The following is an 18,115-nucleotide window of genomic DNA, read 5'->3' on the forward strand; positions in this document are numbered from 1 at the left end:
GATCAGCGCGTGATGCCGCGGGTCGACGCCTGGATCGAGTCACGGAACACCGCGACTTCCGGGAACAACGTTGCCGGCTCGGTCAGTTCGGCCAATGCCTGCTCAACCGTCAGGCCCTGGCGGTAAACCACCTTGTAGGCGCGACGCAGGGCGTGGATCGCATCGTCGCTGAAACCCCGACGGCGCATGCCTTCGAAGTTCATGCTGCGGGCTTCGGCAGGGTTGCCGAACACCGTGACGAACGCCGGGACATCCTTGCCGATAGCCGTGCCCATGCCGGAAAAACTATGGGCGCCGATGTGGCAGTACTGATGCACCAGGGTGAAACCGGACAGGATCGCCCAATCGTCAACGTGTACATGGCCTGCCAACGCGGTGTTGTTGACCAGGATGCAGTGGTTGCCGATCACACTGTCGTGGCCGATATGCGCGTAAGCCATGACCAGGTTGTGATCACCCAACGTGGTCTCGGCACGGTCCTGCACGGTGCCACGGTGAATGGTCACGCCTTCACGAATGATGTTGTGATCACCGATTACCAGGCGTGTTTCTTCCCCCTTGTACTTCATGTCGGGGGTGTCTTCGCCTATCGAGGAAAACTGATAGATGCGATTGTGCCTGCCAATGCGGGTCGGTCCCTTGAGGATCACGTGCGGCCCGATGACAGTCCCCTCGCCGATTTCCACACCTGCGCCGACGATCGACCAAGGGCCGACCTCAACGTCGGCGGCCAGTACGGCCGACGGATCGATGATTGCGCGAGGGTCAATCAAACTCATAGTTTGCGTTCCGCGCAGATGATTTCGGCGGAGCACACCGGCTTGCCATCCACCGAGGCCTGGCATTCGAACTTCCAGATCTGGCGCTTGCAGCTGATGAACTTGGCTTCCAGGATCAACTGGTCACCCGGGGTGACCGGGTTGCGGAAACGCAACTTGTCGGAGCCCACGAAATAATAAAGCGTGCCGTCGGCAGGCTTGAGGTCGAGCATTTTGAAACCAAGGATACCGGCAGCCTGGGCCATTGCTTCGATGATCAACACGCCCGGCATGATCGGATGCGCGGGAAAGTGACCATTGAAGAACGGTTCGTTGATGCTGACATTCTTGTAGGCACGAATGCGCTTTTCCTCAACATTGAGGTCCACTACACGGTCCACCAGCAGGAACGGGTAACGGTGAGGCAGGTATTCGCGAATCTCGTTGATGTCCATCATTTCGGGGGGAAGCCTGTAATAAAGATTGGGGGCGGGCGACTAAACGCACGCCCCGCTAGCAAATCAAGGAGGCAGTCTAGCGGCTGTGCACACTTGATATGGAAATGGTATCAGCCTTCTGATGAAGCATTACCGCCAGGGGTCACGTCCCCAACACGCTTTTCCAGCTGTTTGAGACGTCGAGCCATGTCGTCGATGTGCCTCAAACGCGCTGCACTCTTGCGCCATTCAGCCGCAGGCTGCATGGCGGTACCGGACGAATAGGCACCGGGCTCGGTAATCGAGTGGGTGACCATGGTCATGCCGGTGATGAAGACGTTGTCGCAAATATCGATGTGCCCAACCAGCCCTACGCCACCGGCGAGCATGCAATGCTTGCCGATCTTGGTGCTGCCGGATATGCCTACGCAGGCCGCCATGGCGGTGTGATCGCCAATCTGTACGTTGTGGGCAATCTGGATCTGGTTATCGAGCTTCACACCATTGCCGATCACGGTATCGGCCAAAGCCCCGCGATCAACAGCGGTATTGACGCCGATTTCCACATCGTCGCCGATCAATACGCCGCCGACCTGGGCAATCTTGTGCCAAACGCCTTTCGAATTGGCAAAACCGAAGCCTTCGCCACCGATCACTGCGCCCGACTGAATGACCACCCGCTGCCCGATACGCACATCGTGGTACAGGGTCACGCGGGGCGCCAGCCAGCCATCGGCACCGATTTCACAGCGTGCGCCGATAAAGCACTGAGCGCCCACGGTGACACCGGCGCCAATGCGCGCGCCACTTTCGATCACGGCAAAGGCGCCAATGCTCGCCGCAGGATCAACCTGGGCATCATCGGCGATCACCGCCGTCGGGTGGATCCCTCCAGCCGCCTTGGGTTTCGGATCGAACAGGTGGGATACCCGCGCATAAGCGAGGTACGGATCAGGCACCACCAGCGCATCCCCGGCGTAACCCTCGGCGTCAGCAGCCTTCAGCAGCAGGGCTGCGGCTTGGCTATCGGCCAGGTATTTACGGTATTGGGGATTTGCGAGGAAGCTCAACTGAGATGGGCCAGCCTCCTGCAAGGTGGCTAGCCCAGTGATTTCTTTCTCCGGGGAACCACGCAAGGTGGCTCCCAGGAACTCGGCCAACTCGCCGAGCTTGATAGTCGCGGTCATGGCTTACTTCAGCTGGTTCATGCGCTCGATCACCTGGCGGGTGATGTCGTATTGAGGCTTGACGTCAATCACGGCGCCGCGCTCGAACACCAGGTCAAAGGCACCTTTCTTGATGACTTCTTCCACAGCGCTGTCGAGTTTCGGCTTGAGCTGCTTGAGCATTTCGCGGTCGGCAACAGCCTTGGCTTCGTTCAGTTCCTTGGACTGGAACTGGTAGTCACGGGCCTTTTGCTTGAATTCAAGCTCCAGGCGCTCGCGCTCGCCTTGCTGCATCTTGTCGCCACCGGCTACCAGACGATCCTGGATGCCCTTGGCACTGCTTTCCAACGTTTTGAGCTTGGTCAGTTGCGGACCGAACTTCTTCTCGGCATCCACCGCGTACTTCTTGGCCGCGTCGGATTCCAGCAGGGCCATCTGATAGTTCAGGACGGCGATTTTCATCTCGGCGAAGGCCGGGGTGGTTACCAGCACAGTGGCCAGCAGAACCAATTGAGTCAACTTACGCACGATGTACTCCTACAGATCCGTTGTCGTTATCTTGGGTCAGACGCTTAGAACGTCTGGCCGAGGGAGAATTGGAAAATCTGGGTTTCAGCGTTATCCGGTTTCTTGACTGGCATAGCCAGAGCAAAGCTCAACGGACCAAGCGCAGTCACCCACGTCACGCCAACACCTACGGAGCTCGCCAGGTTGCTGAGGCTTACTTCGTTACACTGGGTATTGGACTTCACGCCAGTCGGGTTGGTGACCTGATCGCACTTGGAGTCGAATACGTTACCCACATCCCAGAAAACCGAAGTACGCAGGGACCGCTGATCTTTCACGAACGGCAGTGGGAACAGGATCTCGGCACCACCCTGGATCAGCACGTTACCACCGAATGGCAGTGCGCTAGTGTCCGTATCCGCCACGGTACCGGTGTTACCGGTCACGCCAGCGCCACGGCTAGGGGTACCACGAGGACCCAAGGTGCTGTCCTTGAAGCCACGCACCGAGTTGAAACCACCAGCATAGTAGTTTTCATAGAACGGCAAGCCGTTGGTCGAACCATAACCGTCGCCATAGCCCAGTTCAGTGTGCAGGCGCATGGTGTAGTTGTCGCTCAAAGGCTGGAACAACTGGCCACGGTAGTCGAGCTTGAAGAACGACAGGTCGCTGCCCGGCGTGGTGGCTTCCAGGGTCACGCTCTGGGAGTGACCGCGGGTGGCCAGTACGCCTTTGTTCAGGGTCGACTCGGACCAGCCGGCAGACGCCTTGAAGTTCAGGAACTTGTCGCCTTCGCGACGGGTGAAGTCGAAGATCTCATCCACGGTGTACACACCGGTCTTGATCTCATCCTGCTGCGCGGTCAGGCCGAAGGTCAGACGCGAGGTCTCACTGATCGGGTAACCGATGTTGACGCCGGCACCCAGGCTGTCGATCGCATAGCTGGCAACGTTGACGTCGAGGTCTTTGTAGTCGGTGGTGCGGTAGAAGGCGTTATAGCCCAGGCTCACACCGTCAGCGGTCCAGTAGGGGTCGACATAACCGAAGTTATAGCGGCTCTGGTATTCGCTGCGGGTCAGGCCGATGGAAACCTTGTTACCGGTACCGAGGAAGTTGTTCTGGGTGATCGAACCACCAAGGATCAGGCCGGCACTCTGTGCGAAACCGACGCTGGCGGTGATCGAGCCCGAGGCTTGTTCTTCAACGGCGTAGTTCACGTCAACCTGGTCGTCCACACCCGGTACGGCCGGGGTTTCGACGTTGACTTCCTTGAAGAAGCCCAGACGTTCAAGACGGGTCTTGGACTGGTCGATCAGGTAGGTCGACGCCCAGCCACCTTCCATCTGACGCATTTCACGACGCAGCACTTCGTCCGCAGACTTGGTGTTGCCACGGAAGTTGATGCGGTTCACGTAGGCACGCTTGCCCGGGTCGACCACGAAGGTGATGTCCACGGTGTGGTCGTCATCGTGCGGGGTCGGCACGCCGTTGACGTTGGCGAAGGTATAGCCTTCGTTACCCAGGCGACGGGTGATCAGTTCGGACGTGGTGGTCATCAGCTTGCGCGAGAACACCTGGTCTTTCTGCACCAGCAACAGGGCCTTGACCTGGTCTTCAGGCACTTTCAAGTCGCCGCTGAGCTTGACGTCGCGGACCTTGTACTTCTCACCCTCGTTGACGTTGACGGTGATGTACACATGCTTCTTGTCAGGGGTAATGGACACCTGGGTCGAAGCGATATCCATGTTGATATAGCCACGGTCCAAGTAGTAGGAACGCAAGCGCTCCAGGTCACCGGAGAGTTTTTCACGGGCGTACTTGTCGTCGTTCTTGAAGAACGACAGCCAGTTGGTGGTCTTGAGCTCGAACAGGCCGATCAGGTCTTCATCAGGGAACTTGGTGTTGCCCACCACGTTGATGTGCTGAATGGCCGCCACGGTGCCTTCGTTGATGTTGACCTTGAGGCCGACACGGTTACGAGGCTGCGGGACCACTTCCGTTTCCACGGTCGCGGAGTAGCGGCCCTGGGCAACGTACTGGCGTTGCAGCTCGTTACGCACACCCTCGAGGGTGGCGCGCTGGAAGATCTCGCCCTCGGCCAGGCCGGATTGCTTGAGGCCCTTCATCAGGTCTTCAGTGGAGATCGCCTTGTTACCCTCGATCTCGATACTGGCGACGGAAGGTCGCTCGACGACGGTGATGACCAGGACGTTACCTTCGCGACCCAGTTGGATATCTTGAAAGAACCCGGTTTTGAACAGCGCACGAGTGGATTCCACCAGGCGACGGTCATCAGCCTGTTCCCCGACGTTCAACGGCAAGGCACCAAAGACGCTACCCGCGGAAACCCGCTGGAGGCCGTTGACGCGAATATCGGAGATAGTGAAGGACTCGGCGTGAACTTCGGCGATCATCAATACGGTGAGAACCGCAGTTAGCAGCAGACGTTTCATGAAGTCCTTTCTTATTCCAACTGGCAATAAACAAACTGCCGCAAAATGCGGCAGATTCGCAATTCAGCGAAGCGTTACAGTCGTCCCAGATCGTTGACCAAGGCTAACAACATCACCCCGACCACCAAACTGATACCGATCTGTATCCCCCAACCCTGCACCCGATCCGACAAGGGGCGACCACGCACCCACTCGACCAGATAAAACAACAGATGCCCCCCATCCAATACTGGAATGGGCAACAAATTCAGAACCCCAAGGCTAATACTCAGATAAGCCAGGAAATTCAGGAAATCCGCGACACCCGACTGGGCAGAAGCGCCCGCCACTTTAGCAATGGTTATCGGCCCACTCAAGTTTTTTACCGAGAGCTCGCCGAACAACATTTTCTTGAGCGATTCGAGAGTCAGCACGCTCATGGTCCAAGTGCGTTTCGCACCCTCGCCAATTGCCGCCAACGGCCCGAAACTGACCTCGCGCATCATCGACGGCGGCCACTCCGGGCTTTTCACGCCAGCACCGAGGTAACCCCCGGCCGCCTTGGCTTCCCCGCGAACCGCCAGGGTCACGGGGACGTCGATTTGAGCACCATCGCGCTCAACTTTCAGCACAATTTTGGTATCAGGCCGTACACGCACCAGGTCGACCACTTGCTGCCAGTCGCCCAGCGCCTGACCATCGAGGGCCAGCAGGCGGTCGCCGGTTTTCAGACCTGCGGCCTGGGCCGGGCCTTTCGGGTCAAGCTCGGCGAGCACCGGCGGCAAGGCCGGGCGCCACGGGCGAATACCCAGGGACTTGATCGGGTCCGGCTCATCGGCCCCCTTGAGCCAATGGTCGAGGGCCAGTTCACGCGGGGTCTCGGCGGAAGAGTCCTGCTCGCGCACCACCACCTTGACGGTGCCGCTTTCGCCCAGGCGACGTACCAACTGCAAATTGACCGCGCCCCAACCGGTGGTTGGTTCGCCATCAATGGAAACAATTTCCTGCCCGGCGACCAATCCCGCCTTCGCCGCCATGCTGTCCGCTTCAACCGCACCGATCACCGGGCGTATCTGTTCGCTGCCGAGCATGGCCAGGAACCAGAAGAACACCATGGCCAACAGGAAATTGGCGATCGGGCCGGCGGCGACGATAGCGATGCGCTGACGAACGGTCTTGCGATTGAAGGACTGATCCAGTTGATCCGCCGGCACTTCGCCTTCGCGCTCATCGAGCATCTTGACGTAGCCGCCCAAGGGGATGGCCGCGATCACGAACTCGGTGCCGCGGCGGTCGTGCCAACGCAGCAACGGCATGCCGAAACCAACGGAGAAGCGCAGTACCTTGACGCCGCAACGACGCGCCACCCAGAAGTGGCCGAATTCGTGGAAGGTAACCAGCACACCCAGAGCAACCAGGGTGCCGACAATCATGTAAAGCGCACTCATCTAATTTCTCCGCATTCCAATCCAGTGCCTGAAGACGCAAACACGCCCAAAGACTAACGCGCGTTGCGGCTCAACCATTGTTCGGCCAGGGCGCGGGCCTTGGCATCCGCCTCGAACACTGCCCCCAGATCATTCACAGCCACCACGGGCTCAAGACTCAGAACATCCTCGATGATACTCGCGATCTGCGGAAAGCGGATGCGCTGTTCGAGAAACGCCGCCACCGCCACCTCGTTAGCCGCATTGAGCATCGCCGGCGCGCTGTTGCCCGCCTCCGCGGCTTGTCGCGCCAGGCGCAGGCATGGAAAGCGCTGCTCGTCCGGCGCCTCGAAGTCCAGGCGTGCAATCGCGAACAGGTCCAACGGTGCAACACCGGAATCGATCCGCTCAGGCCAGGCCAGGGCATTGGCGATCGGCGTTCGCATGTCGGGGTTACCCAACTGCGCCAGCACCGAGCCATCCACATAGTCGACCAGGGAATGAATCACACTTTGCGGATGAATCACCACCTCGACCTGATCGGGCCGCGCATCGAACAACCAGCAGGCCTCGATCAACTCCAGGCCCTTGTTCATCATGCTGGCCGAATCCACGGAGATCTTGCGCCCCATGGACCAGTTCGGATGGGCGCACGCCTGATCCGGAGACACATGCTCCAGGTCCGCCAGCGGAGTTTTGCGAAAAGGCCCACCGGATGCTGTCAGCAAAATCCGGCGTACACCGACCTGGCTCAGGCCGCGGGCAAAATCGCCGGGCATGCACTGGAAAATCGCGTTGTGCTCACTGTCGAGCGGCAGCAATACCGCCCCGCTCTTGCGCACCGCCTGCATAAAGAGTGTGCCGGACATGACCAGCGCTTCTTTATTAGCCAGCAGGATCTTCTTGCCCGCATCGACGGCGGCCAGGGTCGGGCGCAAGCCAGCGGCGCCGACGATGGCCGCCACCACGGCATCCACCTCGGCATCGGCCGACACCTGGCACAACCCTTCCTCGCCCACCAGCACCTGAGTGGCCAGGCCGGCGGCGCGCAGGTCATCCTGCAAGCCTCGCGCGGCGGCGCCCCCAGGCACGACGGCAAAACGTGGCGCATGGCGCACGCACAACGCCAGCAGCTCAGTCAGGCGAGTGAAGCCGGTCAATGCGAAAACTTGATAGCGTTCCGGGTGGCGCGCGATCACATCCAGGGCGCTCAACCCTACCGAGCCGGTCGCACCCAGCACGGTGACCTGTTGCAGGCGGCTCACGACGCAGCCATCCACAACAGCACGGCAAAGATCGGGATCGCAGCGGTCAGACTGTCGATACGGTCCAGCACGCCGCCATGGCCCGGCAACAGATTACTGCTGTCCTTGATCCCGGCCTGGCGCTTGAACATGCTCTCGGTGAGGTCGCCCACGACCGAGATCAATACGACGATGGCCGCGCCCAGCAAGGCCAGGCACACCTCTTTCACCGACCAGCCACGCACAACACCGACCACGAGCGTGATCACCAAGGTCAAGGCCAGGCCGCCGTACACGCCCTCCCAGCTCTTGCCCGGGCTGACCGCCGGCGCCAGCTTGCGCTTGCCGAAGGCCCGACCGGAGAAGTAGGCACCGATATCGGCACCCCAGACCAACACCATCACCGCCAGGATCAACTCATTGCCGATCGGAAAACGCTTGATCTCCACCAGCCCTTGCCAGGCCGGCAGCAGAATCAACAAGCCGATCACCAGCTTGCAGGCAACACTGGACCACTGGCTGCTGGTGCGCGGATAAGTCAACACCAGGAAGGTCGCCAACGCCCACCACAGCACCGCCGCACCCAACACCCAAGGAGCGAGATCGGGGAGGATATACATCAGGAACAGCAACAGCGCCACGATGGCGGCATACACCACCCGCGGCAACTGCGCACTGAAGCCGGCCAGACGCGCCCATTCCCAGGCACCGAGCGTCACGACCAGGCCGATGAACAGCGCAAAGCCGGATCCGTCGAGCAGAAAAAAGCCACACAAGGCAATCGGCAGCAGGATCAGTGCAGTGATGATTCGTTGTTTAAGCATTAAACCCGGGCTCCAGCTTCGATCTGCTCGCTCGTTTTACCGAAGCGACGCTGACGGGAAGCGAAATCGGCCAGCGCTTTACGCATGGCATCGTGTTTGAAGTCCGGCCAGAACAGGTCGGAGAAATACAGCTCGGTATAGGCCAACTGCCACAACAGGAAATTACTGATGCGGTGCTCGCCACCGGTACGGATGCACAAGTCCGGCAGCGGCAGGTCGCCGGTAACCAGGCAAGTCTGCAACAGTTCGGGCGTGATCTCGTCCGGCTGCAGGTGGCCGGCCTGCACTTCACGGGCAAGCCGTTGCGCAGCCTGGGCGATGTCCCACTGGCCACCGTAGTTGGCGGCAATCTGCAGCACAAAACGGTTACTGCCGGCGGTAATGGCTTCGGCCTCACGCATGGCCGCTTGCAGCTCCGGGTGGAACCGCGAGCGATCACCAATGATGCGCAGCGTGATGTTGTTGTCGTTGAGGCGCTTGGCCTCACGACGCAGAGCCCTGAAGAACAGATCCATCAAGGCACTGACTTCCTCGGCCGGGCGCTGCCAGTTTTCACTGGAAAACGCGAACAAGGTCAACACTTCGACCTTGGCCTCGGCGCATACCTCGATCACTGCCCGTACCGCATCGACACCCGCTTTGTGCCCGGCGACGCCAGGCAGGAAGCGTTTTTTCGCCCAGCGATTATTCCCATCCATGATGATCGCGACATGGCGCGGCACCACGGAGGGCACAGTCTGCTTGGTCTTTTCCATGAAAGCGCCCTGACCCTTATACGGCCATCAAGTCCGCTTCTTTTTGCTTGGTGGCCGCATCGATATCAGCTTCGGCCTTGTCGGTCAGCTTCTGGATATCAGCCGCCGCACGACGCTCTTCGTCTTCGCTGATTTCCTTGTCCTTGACCAGCTTCTTCAGCTCGCCCAGGGCATCGCGACGGATGTTGCGCACGGCAACACGTGCATCTTCTGCTGCGCTGCGCGCCTGCTTGGTGAAGCCCTTGCGGGTTTCTTCAGTCAGGGCTGGCATGGAAATCAGCAGCAACTCGCCCAGGTTGGTCGGGTTGAGGTTCAGGCCGGCGCTCTGGATCGCCTTGTCGACCGCCGCGAGCATGTTGCGCTCGAAGGCGACGACTTGCAGGGTGCGCGAGTCTTTTACGGTGATATTGGCCACTTGGGTGATGGAGGTGTCGGTACCGTAGTACGGCACCATCACGCTACCCAGAATGCTGGGGTGCGCCTTGCCTGTACGAATCTGGCCGAATGCATGGGCCAGAGACTCCAGGGATTTGTGCATACGCGCTTGGGCGTCTTTCTTGATTTCGTTGATCATTGTTGGCCTTCCTCGATCAGAGTGCCTTCCGCGCCGCCGTGTACGATGTTCAGCAGGGCGCCGGGCTTGTTCATGTTAAATACGCGCAGCGGCATCTTGTGGTCGCGGCACAGGCAAATTGCCGTCAGGTCCATCACGCCCAGCTTGCGATCCAGCACTTCATCGTAGGTCAGATGATCGAACTTCTCGGCATGCGGGTCTTTGAATGGATCTGCAGTGTATACGCCGTCGACTTTGGTCGCTTTCAACACGACGTCAGCATCGATTTCAATCGCACGCAGGCATGCGGCCGAGTCGGTGGTGAAGAACGGGTTGCCGGTACCGGCGGCGAAGATGACCACTTCCTTGGCGTTCAGGTGGCGCATGGCTTTGCGACGGTCATAGTGATCGGTCACGCCTACCATGGAAATAGCCGACATCACGATCGCCGAGATGTTGGCGCGCTCCAGGGCATCGCGCATGGCCAGGGCGTTCATCACAGTGGCCAGCATGCCCATGTGGTCACCGGTGACCCGGTCCATGCCCGCCGCACTCAGTGCGGCACCGCGGAACAGGTTGCCACCGCCAATCACCAGGCCGACCTGCACGCCGATGCCGACCAATTGGCCAACTTCCAGCGCCATGCGGTCGAGTACCTTGGGATCGATCCCGAACTCTTCCGAGCCCATCAGGGCCTCGCCGCTGAGCTTGAGTAGAATGCGTTTATAGCGAGCCTGATAACCACTGCCCTGCTGAGCCATTGCGAATCTCTCCTGCGGCGTATTTTAAAAAATTCTTGGCGAGCCGTTTACGGCTTGCGTTCACTCTAGCTGGACGCTATCACAGCGCCATCGGAACACGGCTTTGTAAGCCAGTTCCGAAGGGAAGCCAAATAAAATTAGCCTTCCCATTTGAAAAGAGGCTGCGCGCGTGAGCGGGCAGCCTCTTTCGGGCGACAGTTGAAAACCGTCTTATTGCTTGGCGGCAGCCAGCTGGGCAGCAACTTCTTCAGCGAAGTTGTCGACCGGCTTCTCGATGCCTTCGCCTACTTTGTAGTAAGTGAAGGAAACGATTTCAGCACCGGCTTTCTTGGCCAGTTCGCCAACCTTGACTTCAGGGTTCTTGACGAACGCCTGCTCAACCAGGCTCGCTTCAGCCAGGAACTTGCTGATACGGCCTTTGATCATGTTTTCAACGATGTTTTCTGGCTTGCCCGCGATCTTGTCAGCGTTGAGGCTCAGGAACACGGCTTTTTCGCGTTCGATGGCTTCAGCGGACACTTCCGATGGCAGCAGGAATTCAGGGTTGCTGGCCGCTACGTGCATAGCGATGTCTTTGGCCAGCTCAACGCTGCCGCCTTTAAGGGCAACCACAACGCCGATCTTGTTGCCGTGCAGGTAACCACCGACAACATCACCTTCAACGCGAGCCAGGCGACGGATGTTGACGTTTTCGCCAACCTTGCCGACCAGTACCAGGCGATCAGCTTCTTGAGCGGCGATCAGCGGAGCGGCGTCAGTCAGCTTGTCAGCGAACGCTTTCTCAATGCTGGCAGCAACAAATGCCTTGAAGTCGTCCTGCAGAGCCAGGAAGTCGGTCTGCGAGTTCACTTCCAGCAGAACTGCGGATTTACCGTCTTCTTTCAGCGCGATGGCGCCTTCAGCAGCAACGTTGCCTGCTTTCTTGGCAGCCTTGATGGCGCCCGAAGCACGCATGTCATCAATGGCTTTTTCGATGTCGCCGCCAGCCTTGGTCAAGGCCTTTTTGCAATCCATCATGCCTTCGCCGGTACGCTCACGCAGTTCTTTAACCAACGCTGCAGTAATCTCTGCCATTTCAAAATCCTCTTGGATAGGTTTTCAACCATTCCACCCGATCAAACGGGCGATCAATTCTTCCCGAATCACCCTTGTAGGCCGCTGCACGTTACAGATGTTGTAGCTGCGCTGCCGACAAATGGTTTTCGAGGGGGCAAAAAGGGGGCCAAGCCCCCTTTTTGCTTACTGAGTCAACGCCAGGGCGTCAATTACTCAGCTGCGGCTACCGGAGCTTCTTCAGCGAACTGCTCGGTACCACCAGCAACGTGGTTGCGACCGCGGATGACAGCGTCAGCCATCGAACCCATGTACAGCTGGATAGCGCGGATGGCGTCATCGTTGCCTGGGATGATGTAGTCAACGCCTTCTGGGCTGCTGTTGGTATCGACTACGCCGATAACAGGGATGCCCAGCTTGTTGGCTTCGGTGATCGCAATGCGCTCGTGATCAACGTCGATAACGAACAGTGCGTCAGGCAGACCGCCCATGTCCTTGATACCACCCAGGGAACGATCGAGCTTTTCCAGGTCGCGAGTACGCATCAGCGCCTCTTTCTTGGTCAGCTTGGCGAAAGTACCGTCTTCGGCTTGCACTTCAAGGTCACGCAGACGCTTGATGGAAGCACGGATGGTTTTGAAGTTGGTGAGCATGCCGCCCAACCAGCGGTGATCGACGTACGGCGAACCGCAACGTGCTGCTTCTTCAGCAACGATCTTGCCAGCGGAACGCTTGGTGCCGACGAACAGAATCTTGTTTTTGCCCTGGGCCAGACGCTCTACGAAAGTCAGAGCTTCGTTGAACATTGGCAGGGTTTTTTCAAGGTTGATGATGTGGATCTTGTTACGCGCGCCGAAAATGTATTTACCCATTTTCGGGTTCCAGTAACGGGTCTGGTGACCGAAGTGCACACCGGCCTTCAGCATATCGCGCATGTTGACTTGGGACATGATAGTTCCTTAATAAGTCGGGTTTGGCCTCCACGTATCCCAATGACCAACCAGCGGCATCAAGGCCTCCGGCACCCAGGTCATCGTGTCGACACGTGTGTGGATTTAAGCTTCGCGGGGTATCCCCGGAAAGCGGCGCATTTTATACCACACGAAGGGAAAAAACGAAACCCGCAATCACATTTGCCGCCAACGACTTTTGCGCAACCCTTTGAATCGCGCCACTATAGCCCCACCTTATAGAGATAACCGATGGCCAGACGCTCATGGTTTGCCGCCCGCGTCTGGTAGAATCGCGTTTTTCAGGGCTTGTGCGAATTCTGCAACCTTTTGTCGCACACCCGTAAACCGTATTGATTTCAGCGCCTCGCGCTAGAGAGAGAGCCTGTATGACCGTTACCTTGAAAACCGCCGAAGACATTGCCGGCATGCGCGTTGCCGGCAAACTGGCGGCCGACGTGCTGGAAATGATTGCCGAACACGTCAAGCCCGGCGTCACCACCGAAACGCTGGACCGCATTTGCCACGACTATATAGTCGACGTGCAAAAAGCTATCCCTGCCCCGCTGAACTACAAGGGCTTCCCCAAGTCGATCTGCACCTCGATCAACCACGTGGTCTGCCACGGGATTCCCGGCGACAAACCGCTGAAAGACGGCGACACCCTGAACATCGACGTCACCGTCATCAAAGACGGCTACCACGGCGATACCAGCCGCATGTTCCATGTCGGCACCGTGCCGGTCTGGGCCGAGCGCCTGTCCCAGGTGACCCAGGAATGCATGTACAAGGCGATTGAAATCGTCAAACCCGGCTGCCGCCTGGGCGATATCGGTGAAGTGATCCAGAAGCATGCTGAAAAGAACGGCTTCTCGGTGGTCCGTGAGTTCTGCGGCCACGGCATCGGCAAGGTGTTCCACGAAGAGCCGCAGATCCTGCACTACGGCCGCGCCGGCACCGGCATGGAACTCAAAGCCGGCATGACCTTTACCATCGAGCCGATGATCAACCAGGGCAAGGCCGACACCAAGGTGCTGGGCGACGGCTGGACCGCCATCACCAAGGACCGCAAGCTCTCCGCCCAGTGGGAACACACCCTGCTGGTCACCGACACCGGCTACGAGATCTTCACCCTGCGCGCGGACGACACCATCCCACGCATCTCGGCGTAACGGCTGCCCTGGTTTTCCCAGACTGTGTTGTGACTGACTGATAGATAGAAAGGAAAGCCGAACGATGCCCCAGGTGGATCCCGAACTCTTCGACCGTGGCCAGTTCCAGGCCGAACTGGCGCTGAAGGCCAGCCCTATCGCTGCCTTCAAGAAGGCTATCCGCCAGGCCCGCGAGGTGCTCGACGAGCGCTTTCGCAGCGGCCGGGACATCCGTCGGCTGATCGAGGACCGCGCCTGGTTCGTCGATAACATCCTGCAAAAGGCCTGGGAACAGTTCAACTGGAGCGAAGACGCCGATATCGCCCTGGTGGCGGTCGGCGGCTACGGTCGCGGCGAGCTGCACCCCTACTCGGACATCGACCTGCTGATCCTGCTGGACAGCGCCGACCATGAGATCTTTCGCGATTCCATCGAGCGTTTTCTGACGCTGCTGTGGGACATCGGCCTGGAAGTCGGCCAGAGCGTGCGCTCGGTGGCCGAATGCGGCGAAGAAGCCCGCGCCGACCTCACCGTCATCACCAACCTGATGGAAAGCCGCACCATCGCCGGCCCCGAGCGTCTGCGCCAACGCATGCTCGAAGTCACCAGCACCGCGCACATGTGGCCGAGCAAGGAGTTCTTCCTGGCCAAGCGCGCCGAGCAGAAAGCCCGGCACCACAAGTACAACGACACCGAATACAACCTGGAACCCAACGTCAAAGGCTCCCCGGGGGGCTTGCGCGATATCCAGACGATTTTATGGGTCGCCCGTCGCCAGTACGGCACCCTGAACCTGCGCGCCCTGGCCGGTGAAGGCTTTCTGATGGAAAGCGAAAACGCCCTGCTCGCCTCGTCCCAGGAATTTCTCTGGAAAGTGCGCTACGCCCTGCACATGCTCGCCGGGCGCGCCGAAGACCGCCTGCTGTTCGACCATCAGCGCTCCATCGCCACCCTGCTGGGTTTCGAGGGCGAAGACGCGAAGACCAGCATCGAAAGTTTCATGCAGCAGTACTACCGGGTGGTCATGAGCATCGCCCAGCTCAGCGACCTGATCATCCAGCACTTCGAAGAAGTGATCCTGGCCCCGGAAGACGAAGCGCCGCCGCAGCCGATCAACCCGCGTTTCCAGCTGCACGACGGCTATATCGAGGCGCGCAACGACAACGTGTTCCGCCGCACGCCGTTTGCCATGCTGGAAATTTTCGTGCTGATGGCCCAGCAGCCGGAAATCAAAGGCGTGCGCGCCGACACCATTCGCCTGCTGCGAGAAAACCGTCACCTGATCGACGATGACTTTCGCAATGACATCCGCAACACCAGCCTGTTCATCGAGCTGTTCAAGTGCAAGATCGGCATCCACCGCAACCTGCGGCGGATGAACCGCTACGGCATCCTCGGGCGTTACCTGCCGGAGTTCGGTTTTATCGTCGGGCAGATGCAGCACGACCTGTTCCACATCTACACCGTGGACGCCCACACCCTGAACCTGATCAAGCACCTGCGTAAGCTGCAGTACACCCAGGTGTCAGAGAAATTCCCGCTGGCCAGTAAGCTGATGGCCAAGCTGCCCAAACCCGAACTGATCTACCTGGCCGGCCTGTACCACGACATCGGCAAAGGCCGCCACGGCGATCACTCGGAAGTCGGTGCAGTCGACGCCGAGGCGTTCTGCCAGCGTCACCAGTTGCCGTTGTGGGACAGCCGCCTGATTGTCTGGCTGGTGCAGAACCATCTGGTGATGTCGACGACCGCCCAGCGCAAGGACTTGTCCGACCCGCAGGTGATCCACGACTTCGCCGGGATCGTCGGCGATGAAACCCGTCTCGACTACCTGTATGTGCTGACCGTTTCCGATATCAATGCCACCAACCCGACCCTCTGGAACTCCTGGCGCGCGAGCCTGTTGCGCCAGCTGTACACCGAGACCAAGCGCGCCCTGCGCCGGGGCCTGGAAAACCCGGTGGACCGCGAAGAACAGATCCGCCGCACCCAAAGCGCGGCCCTGGATATCCTGGTGCGCGGCGGCAACGACCCGGACGACGTCGAACAATTGTGGTCGCAACTGGGCGACGATTACTTCCTGCGCCACACCGCCGGCGACGTGGCCTGGCACAGCGATGCAATCCTGCAGCAACCGGCCGATGGCGGCCCGCTGGTGCTGATCAAAGAGACGACCCAACGCGAGTTCGAAGGCGGCACGCAGATCTTCATCTACGCCCCCGACCAGCACGACTTCTTCGCCGTGACCGTGGCGGCCATGGACCAGCTCAACCTGAACATCCACGACGCCCGGGTCATCACCTCCAGCAGCCAGTTCACCCTCGACACCTACATCGTGCTCGACACCGAGGGCGAGTCCATCGGCGATAACCCGGCGCGGGTGAAAAAGATCCGCGAAGGCCTGACCGAAGCGTTACGCAACCCGGACGACTACCCGACCATCATCCAGCGTCGCGTGCCACGCCAGCTCAAGCATTTTGCGTTTGCGCCCCAGGTGACCATTTCCAACGACGCCCAGCGCCCGGTGACGGTGCTGGAACTCAGCGCGCCGGATCGCCCGGGTCTGCTGGCGCGGATCGGCGGGATTTTCCTGGAGTTCGACCTGTCGTTGCAGAACGCCAAGATTGCGACCCTCGGCGAGCGCGTGGAAGACGTGTTCTTCATTACCGACGCCGACAACCAGCCGCTGTCCGACCCCGAACTGTGCCGCCGCCTGCAGGATGCAATCGTCCAGCAGTTGAGCGTTCACCAGGAGCCCGGGGTCGAGCTGACGCGCCTGACGATTTGATACCCGCCCAGTTTTTAACGCCTTGCACGAGATCCACCGATGAACAACGCCCTGAACCAGCTGCAGCCCTACCCGTTCGAAAAATTGCGCGCCCTGCTCGGCAGCGTCACGCCGAACCCGGACAAACGTCCGATCGCGTTGTCCATCGGCGAGCCCAAGCATAAATCGCCGACCTTCGTCGCCGAGGCGTTGAGCAATAACCTCGACCAGATGGCGGTGTACCCGACCACCCTGGGCATTGCGGCGCTGCGCGAAGCCATCGCGGCCTGGTGCGAACGCCGCTTCAATGTACCCAAGGGCTGGCTGGACCCGGCGCGTAACATCCTGCCGGTCAACGGCACCCGCGAGGCACTGTTCGCCTTCACCCAAGCCGTGGTCAATCGCAGTGACGACGCGCTGGTGGTAAGCCCGAACCCGTTCTACCAGATCTATGAAGGCGCTGCGTTCCTGGCCGGCGCCAAGCCGCACTACCTGCCGTGCCTGGACGCCAATGGCTTCAACCCGGATTTCGACGCCGTGTCGCCAGACGTCTGGAAGCGCTGCCAGATCCTGTTCCTGTGCTCCCCCGGCAACCCGACCGGCGCGCTGATCCCGGTCGACACCCTGAAAAAGCTCATCGCCCTGGCCGACGAATACGACTTCGTGATTGCCGCCGACGAGTGCTACAGCGAGCTGTACTTCGACGAACAAAGCCCGCCGCCGGGCCTGTTGAGCGCCTGCGTCGAACTCGGCCGCCAGGACTTCAAACGCTGCGTGGTGTTCCACAGCCTGTCCAAGCGCTCCAACCTGCCGGGCCTGCGTTCCGGCTTCGTGGCCGGCGACGCCGACATCCTCAAGGCCTTCCTGCTGTACCGCACCTACCACGGCTGCGCGATGCCCGTGCAAACCCAACTGGCAAGCATCGCCGCCTGGCAGGACGAAGCCCACGTCCAGGCCAACCGCGACCTGTATCGGGAAAAATTCGACGCCGTGCTGGCGATCCTCAAGCCGGTGCTGGACGTACAAGCCCCCGATGGTGGTTTCTACCTGTGGCCGAATGTAGAGGGTGACGATGCCGCCTTCTGTCGCGATCTGTTTGTGCAAGAACACGTGACCGTAGTACCCGGCTCGTACCTGTCGCGGGAGGTGGACGGCGTCAACCCAGGCGCCGGGCGCGTTCGCATGGCATTGGTTGCACCACTGGCGGAGTGCGTGGAAGCGGCTGAGCGCATTCGCGATTTCATTCAACGCAGGAAGTAACCTCGCCACATCCCGCACTGTGTCGCACAGTGCGGGAACCTTGTTCACTCGCTCACCACCAATAGGCAAA

16 protein-coding genes are annotated in these 18,115 nt (G+C 59.8%); 3 read left to right on the forward strand and 13 right to left on the reverse strand.

Going from position 1 to position 18,115, the window contains the following annotated elements; all coding sequences use genetic code 11:
* Positions 1 to 2 precede the first annotated feature (2 nt).
* The 13 genes from lpxA to rpsB form a co-directional block, all read right to left on the reverse strand.
* Positions 3 to 779, reverse strand: coding sequence for an acyl-ACP--UDP-N-acetylglucosamine O-acyltransferase (lpxA, locus tag INT12_RS04610; protein WP_017844749.1), 777 nt, complete (start codon positions 777 to 779; stop codon positions 3 to 5).
* Positions 776 to 1,216: a 3-hydroxyacyl-ACP dehydratase FabZ gene (gene fabZ / locus INT12_RS04615; protein ID WP_003172281.1), complete on the reverse strand. Its 441-nt coding sequence runs from the start codon at positions 1,214 to 1,216 to the stop codon at positions 776 to 778. Before fabZ ends, lpxA begins: the two co-directional genes overlap by 4 nt.
* Before the next feature lie 110 nt (positions 1,217 to 1,326).
* Positions 1,327 to 2,382 carry a UDP-3-O-(3-hydroxymyristoyl)glucosamine N-acyltransferase gene (gene lpxD, locus INT12_RS04620; RefSeq protein ID WP_017844748.1) on the reverse strand — a complete coding sequence of 352 codons (1,056 nt, stop codon included), beginning with the start codon at positions 2,380 to 2,382 and terminating at the stop codon, positions 1,327 to 1,329.
* 3 nt (positions 2,383 to 2,385) lie between these two features.
* Entirely contained in the window at positions 2,386 to 2,889 is a 504-nt protein-coding gene (locus INT12_RS04625; RefSeq protein ID WP_003172279.1) for an OmpH family outer membrane protein, read from the reverse strand.
* Positions 2,890 to 2,933: 44 nt separating this feature from the next.
* Positions 2,934 to 5,321, reverse strand: coding sequence for an outer membrane protein assembly factor BamA (gene bamA / locus INT12_RS04630; protein ID WP_017844747.1), 2,388 nt, complete (start codon positions 5,319 to 5,321; stop codon positions 2,934 to 2,936).
* 74 nt (positions 5,322 to 5,395) lie between these two features.
* Positions 5,396 to 6,748 carry a sigma E protease regulator RseP gene (gene rseP, locus INT12_RS04635; RefSeq protein ID WP_017844746.1) on the reverse strand — a complete coding sequence of 451 codons (1,353 nt, stop codon included), beginning with the start codon at positions 6,746 to 6,748 and terminating at the stop codon, positions 5,396 to 5,398.
* A gap of 53 nt (positions 6,749 to 6,801) precedes the next feature.
* On the reverse strand, positions 6,802 to 7,992 hold the full coding sequence (gene ispC / locus INT12_RS04640; RefSeq protein ID WP_193039391.1) for a 1-deoxy-D-xylulose-5-phosphate reductoisomerase: 1,191 nt from the start codon (positions 7,990 to 7,992) through the stop codon (positions 6,802 to 6,804).
* A complete protein-coding gene (locus tag INT12_RS04645; RefSeq protein ID WP_193039390.1) occupies positions 7,989 to 8,795 on the reverse strand; it encodes a phosphatidate cytidylyltransferase in 807 nt (268 codons plus the stop codon). Before INT12_RS04645 ends, ispC begins: the two co-directional genes overlap by 4 nt.
* A complete protein-coding gene (gene uppS, locus INT12_RS04650) occupies positions 8,795 to 9,550 on the reverse strand; it encodes a polyprenyl diphosphate synthase (RefSeq protein ID WP_017844743.1) in 756 nt (251 codons plus the stop codon). Before uppS ends, INT12_RS04645 begins: the two co-directional genes overlap by 1 nt.
* 16 nt (positions 9,551 to 9,566) lie before the next feature.
* Positions 9,567 to 10,124: a ribosome recycling factor gene (gene frr, locus INT12_RS04655; RefSeq protein WP_017844742.1), complete on the reverse strand. Its 558-nt coding sequence runs from the start codon at positions 10,122 to 10,124 to the stop codon at positions 9,567 to 9,569.
* Complete coding sequence (pyrH, locus tag INT12_RS04660; protein ID WP_003172271.1) at positions 10,121 to 10,864, reverse strand: UMP kinase; 744 nt, start codon at positions 10,862 to 10,864, stop codon at positions 10,121 to 10,123. Before pyrH ends, frr begins: the two co-directional genes overlap by 4 nt.
* A gap of 210 nt (positions 10,865 to 11,074) precedes the next feature.
* Positions 11,075 to 11,938, reverse strand: a complete 864-nt coding sequence (gene tsf, locus INT12_RS04665; RefSeq protein WP_017844741.1) for a translation elongation factor Ts — start codon at positions 11,936 to 11,938, stop codon at positions 11,075 to 11,077.
* Between the two features lie 191 nt (positions 11,939 to 12,129).
* Positions 12,130 to 12,867, reverse strand: a complete 738-nt coding sequence (gene rpsB / locus INT12_RS04670; RefSeq protein WP_017844740.1) for a 30S ribosomal protein S2 — start codon at positions 12,865 to 12,867, stop codon at positions 12,130 to 12,132.
* A 389-nt stretch (positions 12,868 to 13,256) separates the two neighbouring features.
* On the opposite strand from rpsB, the gene map reads away from it, so the two are divergent.
* The 3 genes from map to dapC all read left to right on the forward strand — a co-directional run bounded on the left by map (position 13,257) and on the right by dapC (position 18,045).
* Entirely contained in the window at positions 13,257 to 14,039 is a 783-nt protein-coding gene (gene map / locus INT12_RS04675; protein ID WP_017844739.1) for a type I methionyl aminopeptidase, read from the forward strand.
* A 64-nt stretch (positions 14,040 to 14,103) separates the two neighbouring features.
* Positions 14,104 to 16,806, forward strand: coding sequence for a [protein-PII] uridylyltransferase (locus tag INT12_RS04680; RefSeq protein ID WP_046490182.1), 2,703 nt, complete (start codon positions 14,104 to 14,106; stop codon positions 16,804 to 16,806).
* 39 nt (positions 16,807 to 16,845) lie between these two features.
* Positions 16,846 to 18,045 carry a succinyldiaminopimelate transaminase gene (gene dapC / locus INT12_RS04685; protein ID WP_046490180.1) on the forward strand — a complete coding sequence of 400 codons (1,200 nt, stop codon included), beginning with the start codon at positions 16,846 to 16,848 and terminating at the stop codon, positions 18,043 to 18,045.
* Positions 18,046 to 18,115 lie beyond the last annotated feature (70 nt).

It is taken from the genome of Pseudomonas sp. K8 (assembly GCF_014889455.1).
GTDB classification, from domain to species: Bacteria; Pseudomonadota; Gammaproteobacteria; order Pseudomonadales; family Pseudomonadaceae; genus Aquipseudomonas; species Aquipseudomonas veronii.

What these genes read in the sequence shown, in the direction of transcription:
- tsf (WP_017844741.1), bottom strand. Translation starts at nt 11,938, where the DNA reads ATGGCAGAGATTACTGCAGCGTTGGTTAAAGAACTGCGTGAGCGTACC.
- uppS (WP_017844743.1), bottom strand. Translation starts at nt 9,550, where the DNA reads ATGGAAAAGACCAAGCAGACTGTGCCCTCCGTGGTGCCGCGCCATGTC.
- rpsB (WP_017844740.1), bottom strand. Translation starts at nt 12,867, where the DNA reads ATGTCCCAAGTCAACATGCGCGATATGCTGAAGGCCGGTGTGCACTTC.
- INT12_RS04645 (WP_193039390.1), bottom strand. Translation starts at nt 8,795, where the DNA reads ATGCTTAAACAACGAATCATCACTGCACTGATCCTGCTGCCGATTGCC.
- fabZ (WP_003172281.1), bottom strand. Translation starts at nt 1,216, where the DNA reads ATGATGGACATCAACGAGATTCGCGAATACCTGCCTCACCGTTACCCG.
- INT12_RS04680 (WP_046490182.1), top strand. Translation starts at nt 14,104, where the DNA reads ATGCCCCAGGTGGATCCCGAACTCTTCGACCGTGGCCAGTTCCAGGCC.
- bamA (WP_017844747.1), bottom strand. Translation starts at nt 5,321, where the DNA reads ATGAAACGTCTGCTGCTAACTGCGGTTCTCACCGTATTGATGATCGCC.
- frr (WP_017844742.1), bottom strand. Translation starts at nt 10,124, where the DNA reads ATGATCAACGAAATCAAGAAAGACGCCCAAGCGCGTATGCACAAATCC.
- lpxA (WP_017844749.1), bottom strand. Translation starts at nt 779, where the DNA reads ATGAGTTTGATTGACCCTCGCGCAATCATCGATCCGTCGGCCGTACTG.
- pyrH (WP_003172271.1), bottom strand. Translation starts at nt 10,864, where the DNA reads ATGGCTCAGCAGGGCAGTGGTTATCAGGCTCGCTATAAACGCATTCTA.
- dapC (WP_046490180.1), top strand. Translation starts at nt 16,846, where the DNA reads ATGAACAACGCCCTGAACCAGCTGCAGCCCTACCCGTTCGAAAAATTG.
- lpxD (WP_017844748.1), bottom strand. Translation starts at nt 2,382, where the DNA reads ATGACCGCGACTATCAAGCTCGGCGAGTTGGCCGAGTTCCTGGGAGCC.
- rseP (WP_017844746.1), bottom strand. Translation starts at nt 6,748, where the DNA reads ATGAGTGCGCTTTACATGATTGTCGGCACCCTGGTTGCTCTGGGTGTG.
- map (WP_017844739.1), top strand. Translation starts at nt 13,257, where the DNA reads ATGACCGTTACCTTGAAAACCGCCGAAGACATTGCCGGCATGCGCGTT.